Origin of the sequence: Methanocella arvoryzae MRE50 (assembly GCF_000063445.1) — an archaeon.
Taxonomy (GTDB): Archaea; Halobacteriota; Methanocellia; order Methanocellales; family Methanocellaceae; genus Methanocella_A; species Methanocella_A arvoryzae.
Genome location: NC_009464.1, coordinates 2,991,536 through 3,007,537, shown reverse-complemented (window position 1 = coordinate 3,007,537; position 16,002 = coordinate 2,991,536). Strand labels below are relative to the sequence as shown.

General features: G+C 51.3%; 10 protein-coding genes, 3 rRNA genes and 1 pseudogene. 6 read left to right on the top strand and 8 right to left on the bottom strand.

Annotated features, from left to right (window positions below):
* Positions 1-43 precede the first annotated feature (43 nt).
* The 4 genes and pseudogenes from RCI_RS14710 to RCI_RS14695 form a co-directional block, all read left to right on the top strand.
* Positions 44-580 carry a tRNA (cytidine(56)-2'-O)-methyltransferase gene (locus RCI_RS14710; protein ID WP_012037237.1) on the top strand — a complete coding sequence of 179 codons (537 nt, stop codon included), beginning with the start codon at positions 44-46 and terminating at the stop codon, positions 578-580.
* Complete coding sequence (locus RCI_RS14705) at positions 552-1,646, top strand: ATP-grasp domain-containing protein (protein WP_048198740.1); 1,095 nt, start codon at positions 552-554, stop codon at positions 1,644-1,646. The genes RCI_RS14710 and RCI_RS14705 overlap by 29 nt, the downstream gene beginning before the upstream one ends.
* A 106-nt stretch (positions 1,647-1,752) precedes the next feature.
* On the top strand, positions 1,753-2,268 hold the full coding sequence (locus RCI_RS14700) for a transcription factor (protein ID WP_012037235.1): 516 nt from the start codon (positions 1,753-1,755) through the stop codon (positions 2,266-2,268).
* Positions 2,268-2,741: pseudogene (locus tag RCI_RS14695) on the top strand (HDIG domain-containing metalloprotein); the annotation flags it as partial. The gene RCI_RS14700 and the pseudogene RCI_RS14695, both read left to right, overlap by 1 nt.
* Positions 2,742-2,969: 228 nt before the next feature.
* Here the strand turns inward: RCI_RS14695 and RCI_RS14690 are convergent.
* From RCI_RS14690 to arcS, 4 genes are all read right to left on the bottom strand, one after another.
* Positions 2,970-3,275, bottom strand: coding sequence for a hypothetical protein (locus RCI_RS14690; protein ID WP_012037233.1), 306 nt, complete (start codon positions 3,273-3,275; stop codon positions 2,970-2,972).
* A gap of 129 nt (positions 3,276-3,404) precedes the next feature.
* Entirely contained in the window at positions 3,405-3,908 is a 504-nt protein-coding gene (locus RCI_RS14685; protein WP_012037232.1) for an amino acid-binding protein, read from the bottom strand.
* A 97-nt stretch (positions 3,909-4,005) separates the two neighbouring features.
* The gene (locus tag RCI_RS14680; RefSeq protein WP_012037231.1) at positions 4,006-5,022 is read right to left on the bottom strand and encodes an archaeosine biosynthesis radical SAM protein RaSEA; all 1,017 of its coding nucleotides are present in this window, start codon (positions 5,020-5,022) and stop codon (positions 4,006-4,008) included.
* A complete protein-coding gene (gene arcS / locus RCI_RS14675; RefSeq protein ID WP_012037230.1) occupies positions 5,019-6,788 on the bottom strand; it encodes an archaeosine synthase subunit alpha in 1,770 nt (589 codons plus the stop codon). Before arcS ends, RCI_RS14680 begins: the two co-directional genes overlap by 4 nt.
* A 155-nt stretch (positions 6,789-6,943) precedes the next feature.
* Here arcS and RCI_RS14670 point away from each other — a divergent pair, with 155 nt between their 5' ends.
* Entirely contained in the window at positions 6,944-7,114 is a 171-nt protein-coding gene (locus tag RCI_RS14670; RefSeq protein WP_048198736.1) for a hypothetical protein, read from the top strand.
* A gap of 279 nt (positions 7,115-7,393) precedes the next feature.
* Entirely contained in the window at positions 7,394-8,371 is a 978-nt protein-coding gene (locus tag RCI_RS14665; protein WP_048198734.1) for a carboxypeptidase regulatory-like domain-containing protein, read from the top strand.
* A 119-nt stretch (positions 8,372-8,490) separates the two neighbouring features.
* On the opposite strand, the gene rrf is transcribed toward RCI_RS14665, so the two are convergent.
* The 4 genes from rrf to pyk all read right to left on the bottom strand — a co-directional run bounded on the left by rrf (position 8,491) and on the right by pyk (position 15,947).
* Positions 8,491-8,612: ribosomal RNA gene (rrf, locus tag RCI_RS14660) — 5S ribosomal RNA — on the bottom strand.
* A gap of 158 nt (positions 8,613-8,770) precedes the next feature.
* A 23S ribosomal RNA gene (locus tag RCI_RS14655) occupies positions 8,771-11,699 on the bottom strand.
* 339 nt (positions 11,700-12,038) lie between these two features.
* Positions 12,039-13,513 (bottom strand): 16S ribosomal RNA (locus tag RCI_RS14650).
* The 16S, 23S and 5S rRNA genes sit together here, the layout of an rRNA operon.
* Positions 13,514-14,195: 682 nt before the next feature.
* Positions 14,196-15,947, bottom strand: a complete 1,752-nt coding sequence (gene pyk, locus RCI_RS14645; RefSeq protein ID WP_012037227.1) for a pyruvate kinase — start codon at positions 15,945-15,947, stop codon at positions 14,196-14,198.
* Between the last annotated feature and the right edge of the window lie 55 nt (positions 15,948-16,002).

Genomic DNA, 16,002 nt, shown 5'->3' with positions numbered 1-16,002 from the left:
TGTGTACCGCCAAACAAAACTTTCTTTTTATCAGGTGCAAAAAATGCAGGATATTGTTATTCTACGGCTCGGCCACAGACCCGAACGTGATGCCAGAGTCACCACCCACGTCGGCCTCACTGCCCGCGCTCTCGGCGCAAAAGGTATGCTGCTGACGACAGACGATAAGTCTGTGGCAGAGAGCATTCAGAGAGTTGCTGCAGCATGGGGCGGCGACTTCTGGGTCAGGGCCGGCGTCAGCTACAGGTCTGAGATCAGGCAGTGGAAAGAAAAGGGCGGCTTTGTGGTCCACCTGACCATGTACGGGATCAACCTGCCCGGCTGCCTGGAACAGATACAGGAGCAGTTTAAAGGCAGGGGCGTCATGATCATCGTCGGCGCCGAGAAGGTGCCTGGCGATATATACGGCCTGGCGGACTATAACGTGGCGGTCGGCAACCAGCCTCACTCGGAAATTGCCGCTCTCGCCCTGTTCATGGATAAGCTGCAGGAAGGCAAGTCGCTCATGCATGAGTTTAAGGGCGGAGAACTAAAGATAATACCTAGTGAACATGGCAAGAGTGTCGTCAAAAACAGGTAAGCTCAACGTGGGCTCAGTCCTCGTCGTAGGGTACAATTCCCGCGTAGCGGCATGCTCTGCGAGGCGTGCAGGATACAAAGTGTACTCACTGGGCCATTACGACGACCTGGATCTGCTCCGCTGCGTAGAGAGCAGCATCAGGTTTGAAGATCATCCCTCCAGCATCCGCCCCTTTTTAAAGAAGCTGGACGTAGACTACGTCGTCCTCGGGGCAGGCTTTGAAGATGCTGACGTGCCGGCGTCGATGGTTCTGGGTAACGACCCAAAGATAGCACACAACGTCTGCAATAAGTTGTGGCTGGCCAGGAAAATCGAAGAGCTCGGCATTCCCCAGCCTGCAATTTACACCAGGGAGAATGTCAGGTACCCCTGTATAGCCAAGCCCATAGTCGGAGGCGGTGGGCATAAGAACTTCAAGGTGTACGACGAGTCGATGCTTCCGCCGGAAGACGAGTATTTCCTGCAGGAACTGGTCACCGGCACGCCGCTGAGCGTCTGCGCGCTCTCCACCGGCAGTGAAGCGATGCCGGTATCGGTGAACGAGATTCTGGTGGGCAAGAAATGGCTCGGGGTGGAGCCAGGCTACACGTACTGCGGCAATGTGACGCCTTATATCACAAGGTTCAAGGATGAGATGTTCGACATCGCCAGGAAGCTGATCCCGGCCCTCGGCCTGGTCGGCACCAACGGCATAGACTTCATCGTAAATAAGGACGGCCCTAAAGTGCTGGAGGTCAACCCCCGATTCCAGGGCAGCCTCGACGCGGTAGAGATGGCCACCGGAGAAAACCACTTTCAGGCGCACGTGGATGCCATCAACGGCAAGCTCAGGCCGTTCAAAATTAAGCAATACGGCTACAGGGCGATCTTGTTCGCAGGCAGGACCACCAGGGTAGTGCAGGACCTGTCCAGCCCAGAGACAGCCGATATCCCGCCTGTCGGGACAGTGATCGAGAAGGGAAACGCGCTGATCTCTATAAATGCCACAGGGCAGACAAGGGGAGAAGCTTCAGCAGTGGTCAGGGGAACGATCCGCCGCATCAGAAAAGGCTTGCAGAGCGTTTGATCTGCCTTGATACTGAGATACCGCAAGTAAATTTTATATCTGTATATCGGGATTATACTTATAGTAAAACTACCATCTTTCTAACTATCTTATTTAAGGTGAAATTGTGTCAGCTCTGGATAACAAGGCAGTGAGAGGCTACATCCAAAAGCTCGTCGGCGACGAGGGCATGGCAGTGGTCGAAAAAATGATCGAGAAAGTTCCTGACCAGGAGGTCACGGATGAGCAGGTAGCCCAGATAAGCGGTATCAACCTGAACCTGGTGCGTAAAACTCTGTACATCCTCTACGAAAACCACCTCGCCATGTACCGCAGGGAAAGGGACAAAGACAGCGGCTGGCTGACCTACCTATGGAAGCTGGACCTCGACAACTCGGTGCACATGCTCAGGAATGAGGCCCGTAAACTTATAAAAAAGCTGGAGAGACGACTCGAGTTCGAGAGCAACGAGTTCTACATCTGCCAGGAAGAGGCGCCTCACAGGATTCTCTTTGACTACGCCATGGAAACCAACTTCGTGTGCCCTGTCGACGAGACCCCGCTGATGCATTACGATAATACGGCTGAAAAGCAGGCGCTGCGGAACCGGATCGATGACCTGAAAAAGAGCTTAGCGCAGTGATGAAACCTGAAGAAGCTTTAGCCCTTTTAAAAAAGTATGGCACCAGCGACAGCGTGATCGAGCACGTCAAAGCGGTCAGGGATTATGCCATGGAGCTGGCTGCACAGCACGACTGCGACCGTGAACTGGTCGAAGCCGGCGCCCTTTTACACGATATCGGCCGATCCCGTACCCATAGTATAGATCATGCGATCATCGGTGCGGCCATCCTGAGACAGGAAGGCGTCGACGAGAGGATTATCCGTATCACAGAGAGGCATATAGGTGCAGGCCTTACCGATGAGGATGCGGTAAATCTCGGACTGCCGCCTGGAGACTACCTGCCAAAGACGATGGAGGAAAAAATCGTCTGCCAGGCCGATAACCTCATGGGAAGCAAAGACCGCATATCCATACACGAGGCGATAGCCACTGCAGAGGAAAAATGGTCGCCAGACGGCGTCAAAAGGCTCATTCAGCTGCAGTTCGAGGTATTCAAGCCAGTAGAAGTATCGATAAACAGCCGGGCGTGCGACAAAAAACAAATTGAAGAAGCGATAGGCAGCCTGGATGTCCTGTACAAAAAGAAGGTCGAAATAGGCACCTGTAAAATCTTACTGTACGGCAGCGATGCTGAAAAGGCTGCCGGCAACTTGAAAAAGATGGCTTAACGCCGTTAGGCCGACAAGGCTAAGGTATGCTGCCTTAAAAATGTAGCCAGGTCAGCACTTTTTCGGGTCTTTCCTGAGGTCTGAAACCCAGCCTTCCGTCATCGCATTATTGTAAGTCACCGTAACAAGATAAGACGCGTCTTCCATGTCAAAGACGATGTCCTGCGTCTTGCGGTCGCCTTCGTTCTGGATGGGCACGATCCTTTTAATGCTGTCATTGCCAGCAATCCTCTTTATCCGGTCCACTATAATGTCGCGAACTTCAAACCTGCTCTGCCCCGGCGGCATTTCCTGCGAGGAGGTTTCAGGCTTGAGCTGCACGTTGATTTTCTCGATCTCTTTAAGTCTTGCGGGCATACGTATCCTGAATATTGTTGACCAGCAGTGGGATAAAAGTTCACAGCAGGAATATCGTGAAGAAAGTGAATCCTCCGCCGATATGGTTGAGGTTAAACTACCCTGATGTGCGACGATTCACTTAAAGGCCTACTGGATAGTGACACTTCTGATGCCTTTCAGCTTCTTGAGATCGCTGACCATCTCGCCCGGGATCGGATCGCCGGTGATGATCGTCATGGCGGGGTCGTCGGAGAAAAAAGGATCGTCAGTGACCGCCTGCCGTATGCTCAGATTATATCGGGCCACGACATTGGTGACTGCGTTGATGATGCCCACGTTCTGAGCGTTGTCGACCCGGATGATGATTACGCCGAGCCCCAGCAGTGGAGCCACATCTTTGAGCGATGCAATAGACCTGATGTTCTGGAAGACACGCCGCAGCGTATCGTCCTTCAGGATCATCTCAGTCGTGGCATCGACAACCCGCCGATCGACGCCTGCATCTTTAGCGATCTGAGTATGGGGGATCTCGACCTTGCCCGAAACAACGTGGCCTTCAGAGTTTACCTGAAAGCCGCGCTCCAGCAGCAGACGGATAACCTTCTCCTGAGAGGGCATACCCTTGAACTTATCGACGATTTCGCTCCACATACCACTCAATAATTACAGCGCATAGGTAATAAGTATAATGATAGAAAGAGAGTTGCGTGCGCTGTGTTGATGCACAGCGCACCGTACGCGTTTATCTTCAATACACCAGAGGCGACCCGAACGTCCAGTCTTCCAGCTCCAGCGTCTTCTGCCACAAGGACTTGCAGTCGCAGTTCAGCTGGTTCAGCACGGATATGTCCTGGGTCAGGGAATACTTCCTGAGGGCGTCCGCAAACTCGTAGTCGCACTTGCCGCAGTTGTGCGGCCCCCGGTTCTGGCCGGCCGCCAGAGGATCCGAGGTAATCACTGAGCCAGTCTTGCCATGTACCCTCTTGAGCACTTCTACAATACTCCACAGCCAGGGTGGCCTGTAGGCTTTGCGGTAGAACAATTCGTCTACCAGCGTGCCACGCTGGACGTTGCAGAGGTTGATCGATATGGTCTCAGCATATTTCGACGCGTCCATGACTGACTGCACCATATCCTCGAGCGCATCCTTTTCAGTCAGGAAAGGCGGCTTCATCATAAGGTAAGCCTTCGTGGTCAGACCATGCGCTTTTGCCACTTCGGCAGCCCTGACGAAATCCTTGAACAGGAAACCTTTGTTGATGCTGTTCAGCCGGATGTTGTCGTTCGACGTCTCCAGGCCGGTGGCGATCTCCAGCCGATCGACGTGCATTTTAGCGGCTGAGACGATCTTATCGGTCACGAATTCCGGCCTCGTCTCGACAATGACCTTATCTGCGTACAGGTTGAGCTCAGAGAGGATTTTATCACGGACAGGCTCAGGTACCTCTCCAGGGTCAAAAAAGCTGCCAGACGTGAATATTTTTACAATACCATGGTCTATCCGGCGGGAGACGGACTCGAACTGAGCCAGGAGATCTTCCGGGGTCGGCGGCCGGGCGGCCGCATCTGCGATATAGCCGCACATGGTGCAGCCACCCCTGAGGCCCCAGTAGCAGCCCCGGGTCTGGAAGATGATGGTGTGAGATTTAGTCGGCATGCCGTCCAGCAGGTCTTCGCCGGTCCAGTAAGCGGCGACCTCGGTCGGGGACTTCTCGTTGATCTTCTGCCTTTTCCGCTGCTCTTTCATGATGTCGCTTAGCGTCATTTTACCGGCTCCACGTGTTTTAGTTCTACTGCCATGCCGCGACTGGCTTCCACCATTTCCCGGCCGCTCATCTTCGCCCTACCCACGCCGATAGCCTTCTTACCGATGATGAAGACGTCGTCCCCCGGCCGTATCTGCGGATCTGCGTTGACGACTCCTGGCGCCAGGATACTGCCTCTGGGCATGAAATCCGTAATCTCGACGAAGTACTGGTCAGTCAGTTTCATGCGCCTGGCCCCCTCGAGCGTCAGTGTCAGCGAGCCATACGCCGGATTAATCGTACAAAGCTGCTCTCTGCCGTCGAACAGGGTCATTCTCGGGAACTTGCCCTTCACAATGCCTTTCTGAGGCACGAGCAGGTCACCCCGACCTTTTCCGAACTCGTAGTCGGCCATCTTCCGGAACATGTCCAGCAGGTACTGCTCGAAGTTCCTGGGCTGCGGAGCAAGCTCGTCAACCACGAGCTTCACCTGGTCGACCAGCGCCCTCAGAGACTCGTCGCTGCTGACCTTGCCAGTACTGGTGAAGATCATTTCCCGGTCAGCCTGAGCGCAGACCTCTACATACGGGCCCTCTACGTGAGCGATCACCCGCTCGAAGCGATTGTTATCGATGAAATCCCGGAGACAGCCGGATACCCAGTGCCTTTCTTCCAGGTCCCATACTCCTGTGACCGCCACATCGTAATGGGCTGCAGGATACACCAGCTCCAGCTCTCGGGGCACTACTCCCATCGGGGAAGTCAGGATTATCTCCCGGACGTACCTGCGGTATTTGCCGAGTGCATTGATAATGGCCATATGGGATTGAGAGGTCGAATAGGGCTTTCGAGCTGAACAGGGAATGATGATCAAAATCTTTCCGTCGGAGCTGAACCGCTGCCTGAGCCGGTCCGCAAACCGCCGGACTTCGACTCTGTTCTGGGATTCGGCAGAGCACGCCAAGAGTTCGGAAGATCGGTAAGTGGGCGTGCGGGACTCGAGATAAGTATACTCTGCATCGGCCAGCCGCAGCAGGGCGGTCAGCCAGGGTTTTGAGCGGCACTGCTTCTCTACGTACTCTCGCAGCATGCCGTTCCTGATGTGGATTTTAACCCGGCTAATCTCTTCCCGAAGCTTTGCCCGGTTATGTGCTGCCAGTAACTCTGGATCTGATTTCTGGCCGCCCGTCATTTTTGTGCATGCATCGCAGGTACATGGCAACTCCGCAAGATCTTTGACCGGATATTCACCATCCTGTGTCAGGTATAAGCCCTGATACGCCTTGATGGTGGTCAGCACATCATCAACGATGTCTGCGCTCAGGTAAATTAAAAGTGATACGTTCTCAGGCGTAGCCAGCGCAGGCACATATAGCGCAGTATCTGGCTTTGAATTATTTCGGATCTGGATGAAACTGTGTAAAAGAGCGCGTGAATCCCCCTCGATCGAGCGTACTCCCGATATGACATACATATCTGCCCCAGAAACCACTTTATCCGGGTGTGCAAGGGTTGCAGATGGTGTATCAGAGGCTATGTCAGCGGGCTGATAAAGCCTGACAAGATCCTCATTTACTTTAGGTGTCAGGCCTACATAGGGTTGAACAGTAAACTGTTCTACAGTACCTGTAACGGGACTGTGAAGCCATTTGTTGCCACCGTTTACTACGAGATCTTCCCCTGTGGCAGGGCTTAGCAGGTAAGGTGTTTCCAGTCCACCTCTTACCAGTAGTTTGCCAATACGGGCAGGGCCGTCTCTTGCGGTGACTTCGAAAAATCTGGTCAATTTATATCTCCCTGTTTCAACCTTCAATAGGGTTACAACGAATATAACTTTTTGGAAAGTGCCTGCAGCATTAGTTGATAAACAAGCGCATTTTCGCTATTTCCATGGGTAACATACATTTAAATATTTTTATAATAATCGTTTGTGAATTTCATATGGCACAGAAGGGAAGCAAAGGCGAAATGACCGTCAAGGAAGCCGGTAAAAAGGGTGGCGAAACCACCAAGCAGCGCTACGGTGAAGGCTACTATGAAAGCATCGGCAAGAAAGGCGGCCAGAAGGTTAGAGAGCTTATAAAGAGGGGTAAGGAAGCTTCTGAGAAGTAAGCTTCTTATCCCAATTTACTACTTCTTTTTAAATTCGACTCCCGGATCTGAAATATACAATGCCCGGCGAGTATACTTTGACTGCAGATGTAGCTGTTGCCCCCATGAGAGCTGATATCATGCTAACTCATGTACTAAATAGACCCGAGGATTGGACTGAATTGCAATATACAATTGAGACTTTATGAGATAAATTATATATATAGAGTATTAACTGATTACTTTGCAGGCGTTATCAAATCCTCGATACGGCCGTCCGTCGAAAAAGAGGAGATTCCGATGAGAAATAAAATTTTCAAAGCCTTTGCCATATTATGTTGTATTACTTATTCAATTATCGGTCTGACATCGCTATCAGTTTTGGCCCAATCCGAGATTGTGACTGACCAGCCAGAAAAACCAGTTCCCGCATTTCTATCGGAAGGTCCGGTACCCTCTGAGTACATCACTGGTTACGTGTTTGATGAGGACGGTAAACCGGTTCCCGAAGCCAACGTCTCTTTATGGCAGAACGGCCAGCTCTGGACGCCAGGGAAACATCAGTTAGCCGGCGTTGAAAACCCACAGGCAAGCCTGCCCAGTTATAGTATCATAAGCGGCGTTCCAAAAGAAGGTAGCTTCCTTTTTGGGTTCACAGCGCCTGGAGAGTATACTCTGACTGCCGAAAAAGATGGCTACAAAGGTGAGCCGGTGAGCGTTCATGTCGGTGAAGAAACCCTTAGCGCAAATCGACTTGAAGCAATAGACAATCCAGTAATGGTGAATATTACCCTTACCGGCTATCACATGCCTACTTTGAGTAGTGATCAGCAATCGTACACCGGTGCGATTGCTGGAACTATAAAGACAGCGAGGGGATATGATGTCACAGGTGTTAATGTGTCTTTGCTACAGGATGGAGTAATGGTTGACAGGCCGGATAACCCGCAATCATCATTCCATAGGAACCTTTCAGGAAAAAGGATCGATTATCTGTTTCATCATCTGGCACCTGGACGATATACTGTAAAAGCTGAATATTTTGCGGGCGCCGATTTTAATGATACGGTTACTTTAGACATGGATACGAAAGTAATGAGAGCAGACATTGTTTTATCTAAAGCGTATATGAGTCCGTTAGAGGCGCCAGCGGTTATTTTTACGCCGATAGTGGGTGAATTTGACGCTGCTGAACCGGTATCCACTCCAGCTACCTCATGGCTTATTGTGATGTTATTAATCGTATTAGTGGCAACTTGGTTGGATCATAAAAGGTAGAAGAAAAATTATTTTTATTATATATGGCCTTTAGTATAGCATGCAACAGTATGTGATAGCTGATGCTATGAAATTATAACAATAGTAATAATAAGATAGTTTGTGTTTGATTGTTGGTGGGTTGGCAGCGTATTATGGTTCCCAGGGACTCGCGTACCTTAGTACAGCATATTACGTGACCAGGCTTAACTTCCGGGTTCGGAATGGGACCGGGTGTAACACTGGTGCTATGGCCGCCAAAACCCACAAACAATTACAATGATTTATGAGTTAAGGATTCGGTTGGTTGAACTGTCTGTGTAAAGCTTGTTTCGCTCTGGATTTCGCTTTGGAATGAGAACCCCGACTATAACAAGTTGTTAGTTATAGTTAGTGTTTAGGACCCGGTACTCGTTGTTGTTTTTTGGCGGGTTGGACTTTTAGTGGTTGCAGGCTGAGCACCTCGTTACCTTGGTGTGTACACCTCAACTCTATCTAACTCATCTTTTATGAGTGTCCGTGTGAAAGTCTCTTTTCAGGGTGTTTTTCGGGCTTAGATGCTTTCAGCCCTTACAACTTAGCGTGTGGCTGCCCAGCGATGCCCTGTCGGACAACTGGTAGACTAGTGACGCCGTTGCCTTGTTCCTCTCGTACTAAAAGCAACTTCCCCTCAGACTTTCTTGCACCCCTAACAGATAGTAACCGACCTGTCTCACGACGGTCTAAACCCAGCTCACGATCTCCTTTAATAGGCGAACAACCTCACCCTTGGCAGCTGCTGCACTGCCAGGATGGAAAGAACCGACATCGAGGTAGCAAGCCGCCGGGTCGATATGTACTCTTGCCGGCGACGACTCTGTTATCCCCGGGGTAGCTTTTCTGACATCAATAGCCCTCACTTAGAAGGCGTAGTGGTTCGTTAGGTCCGACTTTCGTCTCTGCCAACCTCATTATGCGGTTGCCAGTCAAGCCAACTTATGCCCTTACACTCTCGGTCGAGTTTCTGACTCGATTGAGTTGACCTTAGAGCGCCCTCGATATTTTTTCGCGGGCGTGCCGCCCCAGCCAAACTGCCCACCTATCGGGGTCCTCATCTCTGAGTTAGGGTCGTAGTCCAAGAAGGGTAGTGTCTCATGAGCCCCTCCACCAAAACTAGCGTCTTGGTTTCGACGGGTCCTACCTACGCTGCACATCCAGGGCCACAACCCAGCGACAGGTTGCAGTAAAGCTCCACGGGGTCTTCACTTCCCATTAGGGGTCCCTAGACTCTGCACTAGGATGTAAAGTTCACCGGCGCGTGGCCAGGGACAGTAGAGCGCTCGTTGATCCATTCATGCAAGCCGCCAATTAAGCGGCAAGGTACTACGCTACCTTAAGAGGGTTATAGTTACCCCCGCCGTTGACAGGCCCTTCTTCCCCTTGAACGAGGTTTTCAGGTACCTGCACTGGGCAGGATTCACTGATCGTACTAGACTTTACAGTTTGGCGATCAGCTATGTTGTTATTAGACAGTCAGCGCTCCCTCGTCACTGCGACCTGCCATCTTCATGGCAGGCACCCCTTATCCCGAAGTTACGGGGCTAATTTGCCGAATTCCCTTGGCCACGGTAAACCGACACGCCTTAGTCTACTAAACTAGGGGCACCTGTGTCGGATCTCGGTACGGTTCTTGCATTCCCTTTTCATGGGCTCCAGGGTGGCATTTCTTACGTCATCACATGTTACCCCGCTTCTCACCATTACGGTTCTCCACGAGGCTATTAGCTTGAACAGGCAGACGAGCCTGCAAATGTTAACCTGAAGCGTTGGTTTCACTATGCAAGAGTACAGGAATATTAACCTGTTTCCCTTTTGACACATTCCGGTTAAGATGTATCTTAGGACCGACTAACCCTCGGCTGACGATCATTGCCGAGGAAACCTGGCCCTTTCGGCGGCAAGGATTCTCACCTTGCTAAGCTGCTACTAATGCCAAGATTTTCGTTTCCAGGTGGTCCACAAGACTTTACAGCCTTGCTTCTACCCACCCGGAACGCCTCCATACGCGATTACCTCTCGGTACGCCTGGGTCTCGGTTGTAGGCTTGAGCCCCGTCCATTTTCGGGGCCCCAAACCTCGACTGGTAAGCTGTTACGCTATTTTTAAAGGGTAGCTGCTTCTAAGCTCACCTCCCAGTTGTCTAGGGCTTGGGACGCCCTTCAGTGTTTACACTTAGCCTACAATTAGGGACCTTAACCCAGGTCTGGGTTGTCTCCCTTACGGACTAGAAGCTTACCCCCCAGCCCGGACTGCCCACAGTCTACAGCGAAAGCCGCTTTGGAGTTTGACAAAAGGACGAGCAGTTTCCCGCCCGGCTCCCTTAATCAGTGCTCTACTCGGCCTCCGGCCTCGTGTGAGGTCATACTACGATATGTTTCTGGAGGAACCAGCTGTTTCCAAGTTCGATTGGACTTTCACCCCTAGGCGTAGGTCACGGGAATGATTTGCACGTCAAAACCCCTAACGATCCTCCACGTAACTTTCGTTACGCTTCAATCTGCCCACGTCTAGATCACCTGGTTTCGGGTCGTACCCTAATGACTCCACGCACTTGTATACGTCGCCTCTCATTGCTTGCAGGCTTGTTGGTTTCCCTACGACTCCCCCACTACTGGGTTAGCCTCGCCATTCGAGTACACTCCTTGGCCCGTTCTTCAAAACGTACGACAAAACATTGGCAACCACTCTCGTACAACAACCTCGCGGTTGCTTCCTTCAAGTGGAAGATCCTTTAATGCCTTGTCCCTCCATCGCCGTCTCGTTTCAGGCTCTTTTAACCTCCCTTCTCAGGGTGCTTTTCAGCTTTCGATCACTCTACTATTGCGCTATCGGTCTCAAGATATTTTTAGCCTTGGAGGTAAGTGTCCCCCAATATTCCCGCGAGATTTCCGACCCACGGTACTCAAGCACACGCTACAACCACCAGATAGCGACTACGGGACTATCACCCTCTACGGTACCCCGTTCCAGGGGACTTAATCTTATATCTGGCCGATTTAAAAAGCGGGCTTAAAACACCACATCTCCCTTCCTCTTACAAGGAGGGATTCAGTTTAGGCTGTGCTGTGTTCACTCGCCGTTACTAACAGCATCACAAAGTTTGTTTTCTCTTCCTGCCCCTACGCAGATGTTTCAACTCAGGGCGTTCCCAACCCTTATCGGGTCAACACAAAAAGTGTTAGGAGTTCCTATTAGGAGATCCACGGATCAACGGTTCCTTGCGCCTCCCCATGGCTTATCGCAGCTTGGCACGTCCTTCATCGGTTCTTGAGCCCAGCCATTCACTAGACGGCATAGCAACGCCAAAAGACAATCGGAATTACCGAATCTTATCTCTTTGCAGTAACTAAACTATGCTAACATTAATTGCTATTATCGGAACATATTCACATTCCAATACAGCGTCCAGAGCAAAAATTCCTTTACACAGCATCATCGATCGCAAACTGGAAAGAAGACCAATACTTTTTAGATCCCTTATTTGCGAACATCAACCCTTCCCACATAAACAGTGTCTACGTGGTGCACCGATCATCTGTGATTATTAGATGAATGTAATATCGTGATTGGTTGTTTATCGACTCCCCGACTGGTGACTAGATTCTGAACCCCTTTTTGGGTTTTTCGTGTCCTGGGGACACGATTCGTTAGGAGGTGATCCAGCCGCAGATTCCCCTACGGCTACCTTGTTACGACTTAACCCCCCTTACAGAGCATGAATTCGAGCCTCTCAATGAAAGAGGCCCTCATTCAAACCCCACTCGGGTGGTTTGACGGGCGGTGTGTGCAAGGAGCAGGGACGTATTCACCGCACTGTTTTGAAATGCGATTACTACGGATTCCATCTTCATGAGGGCGAGTTACAGCCCTCAATCCGGACTAAGAACTGGTTTAAGAGATTGACCTCACCTTTCGGTGTCGTTACCCATTGTCCAGTCCATTGTAGCCCGCGTGTAGCCCGGGATATTCGGGGCATACTGACCTACCGTCGACCACTCCTTCCTCTGACTTAGCGCCAGCGGTCTCCACCGTGTACTCACCATCTATTTCTAGAAGTGTTAGCAACAGTGGATATGGGTCTCGCTCGTTGCCTGACTTAACAGGACGCCTCACGGTACGAACTGACGGCGGCCATGCACCTCCTCTCAGCTAGTCCGGCAAGGTCTTCAGCCTGGCCTTCATACAACTGTCGATCCCGGTAAGCTGTCCGGCGTTGAGTCCAATTAAACCGCAGGCTCCACCCGTTGTGGTGCTCCCCCGCCAATTCCTTTAAGTTTCAACCTTGCGGTCGTACTTCCCAAGTGGCTCGCTTCACGGCTTCCCTACGGCACCACAACAATTCACGATTGTTGTGACACCTAGCGAGCATCGTTTACGGCTAGGACTACCCGGGTATCTAATCCGGTTCGTGCCCCTAGCTTTCGTCCCTCACCGTCGGACCTGTTCTGGTAAGACGCCTTCGCCACCGGTGGTCCCCAAAGGATTACAGGATTTCACTCCTACCCCCTGAGTACCTCTTACCTCTCCCAGTCCCAAGCAATGTAGTATCTCCTGGCCGCCCAACGGTTAAGCCGCTGGATTTCCCAAAAGACTTGCAAAGCCGGCTACGGACCCTTTAGACTCAATAATATCGGCCACCACTCGAGCCGCCGGTATTACCGCGGCGGCTGGCACCGGTCTTGCCCGGCCCTTGCTAACCACCGTTTTTTAGACGATGGGACAGCCCACCAAAATGATGAGCACTCGATGTTCCCCTATCGCAGTTGCCTGCATTGTAGAGTTTTCGCGCCTGCTGCGCCCCGTAGGGCCTGGATTCGTGTCTCAGAATCCATCTCCGGGCTCTTGCTCCCACAACCCGTACGGATTACAGGCTTGACGGTACGTTACACCGGCAACAACCTAATCCGCCGCAGACCCATCCAAAGGCCCCGGAAGTTTCAACCACAAAACCTTCCAGTATTTGTGACCTATCCGGTATTATCCCCAGTTTCCCGGGGTTATCCCGAACCTTTGGGCAGGTTGTCCACGTGTTACTGAGCAGTACGCCGAGGCCATGACGCCTCTCGACTCGCATGGCTTAATCGAACACCGATAGCAGTGACCTCTGGCAGGATCAACCAGAATTAAGCACACAAAGCTCATTTGTATTAATCCCACTCAAGAGAAGTCTAACAGTCTTAGTTCAAGGAATCAGATGCGGTACACCAACACACAGTTTACCATGTGCATGTACACACACTAACTTATGTACTAATTCAATATACTTCAATTGGTGAAATGACAAAACCCAAATCACCAATCAAGGAAATATCGAACAACCAACCAACATCAAAGCCACGACCACACCACAAAGGTGCGCCCCTCAGCTCCTCACTAATGTATTAATGTTATACGTTTTCCCGCATTGTGCGGGAACATACATACACCACATTGCTATTTATAGTTTTTCATCCGACCATTTGTCGTATGAAAAACTGACATATGTACCATGATATACGACTATATCATGTCATTTTTACTCGCACTTAAGCACTGTTTTACAGCACGTTTCGTGCGGAACATCATAATGCCACACTTAGTATTTATAGCTTTTTGTTCATTCGCCATATGAACGAGTGATGGCATCTCAAACCATGATATATGGAATATCATGGGAATCTGACATACTATCGCACATCAACCGGCTGTTATCCAGCAGGTTTCGTGTGGAACTTCTCAATACAATGCATGGTATAAATAAATTGCGGCAGAGTCAGAAACAGGAAAAAGAGAGGCTGGTGGTGCACCGGCCGCCCCAAAAAGAAGGTTATTCGCCCGGCAGATTGATGGATCCCTCGTAGACCATGCCTCGCACTGAGTCAACAGTAATAGTGCTGCCATCCTGAATAATTCTCGTAGCGTTCTTTATGCCCACTACAACGGGGATATTGAGCTCTCTGCCTATAATAGCACTGTAGGACGTCAATCCGGTTTCCTCCGAGATTATCGCACGCGCCGGCTTCACGTCGTCTATGTGATCGACATCGACCTCTTTGATCACCAGAATATCGCCGCTACGGATATTTGTGAACTCGGAGGGAGACTTAATCACCCTGGCCACGCCTTTCACGATGTCCTTGCCCACGCCTATGCCTCTGGCAAGCTCTTTTGCCACAACGTGGATTTTCATGATGTTAGTGCCGCCAGGAATGCCGGTCATCACGCCAGCCGTTATCACGACCAGGTCCCCGTTCTTGACGTAGCCCTTTTGCAGGCAGGCGTCCACAGAGTCCTGAATCAGCTCGTCGAGGTTCCCCGGGCTGCCGATCAGTAAGGGTAAGACCGCCCACGAAAGCGTGAGACGGTTTACCACCTTCGGATCGTTGGTCACTGCAAGAATGGGCAGCTGCGGCCGGTATTTGGAGACTTTCCTGGCGGAATAGCCGGTCTGAGTTGCGGTGATGATCGCCTGCGCTTTGAGTACTCTGGCGGACTCAGTCGTGCTCTGGGCGACCGCATCCGTCATTGATAGAGAGGGCTTTGGGGCTTTTGCAGCTATCGCATGCTTGTAATAAGTAGACTCTTCCGTATACTTCGCGATTCTGGCCATGGTCTCTACGGCTTTGACAGGATATTCGCCGAAGGCGGTCTCTCCGGACAGCATCAGGGCGTCTGTGCCGTCGAAAACTGCGTTGGCCACGTCCGTAGCCTCTGCCCGGGTAGGTATCGGGTTCCTGATCATAGAGTCCAGCATCTGGGTGGCCGTAATAACCGGGATCCCTCGGGCAATGCATTTCGAGATGATCATTTTCTGTACGATTGGCACCTCGGCCATGGGAATCTCGATCCCCAGATCGCCGCGGGCAACCATCACGCCGTCGACAACGTCTATGATGCCGTCGATGTTCTTGACCGCCTCGTGCTTCTCGATCTTCGAAATAATGGGGATATCGGAGTCATTGTCTTCGATCTTTTTCCTCAGATCGAGGACGTCCTGAGGCTTTCGAACGAAAGACATGGCGATCATATCGACTTCATGCTCGATGCCGAACTCGAGATCTCTTACGTCTTTTTCGGTGATCGAAGGAATCCTGATCGTGCTCTGGGGCAGGTTGATGCCTTTTTTGGATTTCAGCTCTCCGCCCCTGACTACTTTTGTCCGTATATCCGTCTCGGTGACAGCGTCCACCTTTAGCTCGATCAGCCCGTCGTCGAGGAGCAGCGTCTGGCCCGTGCTCACCGACTGGGGAAGCTCTTTGAAGGGGACGTTGACTTCCTGGCTGTCTCCAGGCACGTCTCTGGTGGTCAGGGTAAAAGTTCCTCCCGGCTTCAGGTTTGCCGGCTGCTGCAGGGTGCCGACCCGGATCTTCGGGCCCTGGAGGTCCATCAGTATGCCGATCGGCTTGCCTATCGCCTCTGAAACCATGCGAATGTTATTGATAGTCTGAACAGTATGCTCGTGATCTGCATGAGACATGTTCAGCCTGGCTACGTTCATTCCGGCTACGGCCAGCTTTTCCAGCATGTCCTGGCTATCGCACGCAGGGCCGATAGTACAAACGATCTTGGTCTTCCTCATAACACCGTATCCTGATATAGAGCATTTTTCTTATATGAATATAAAATGCCCGGCA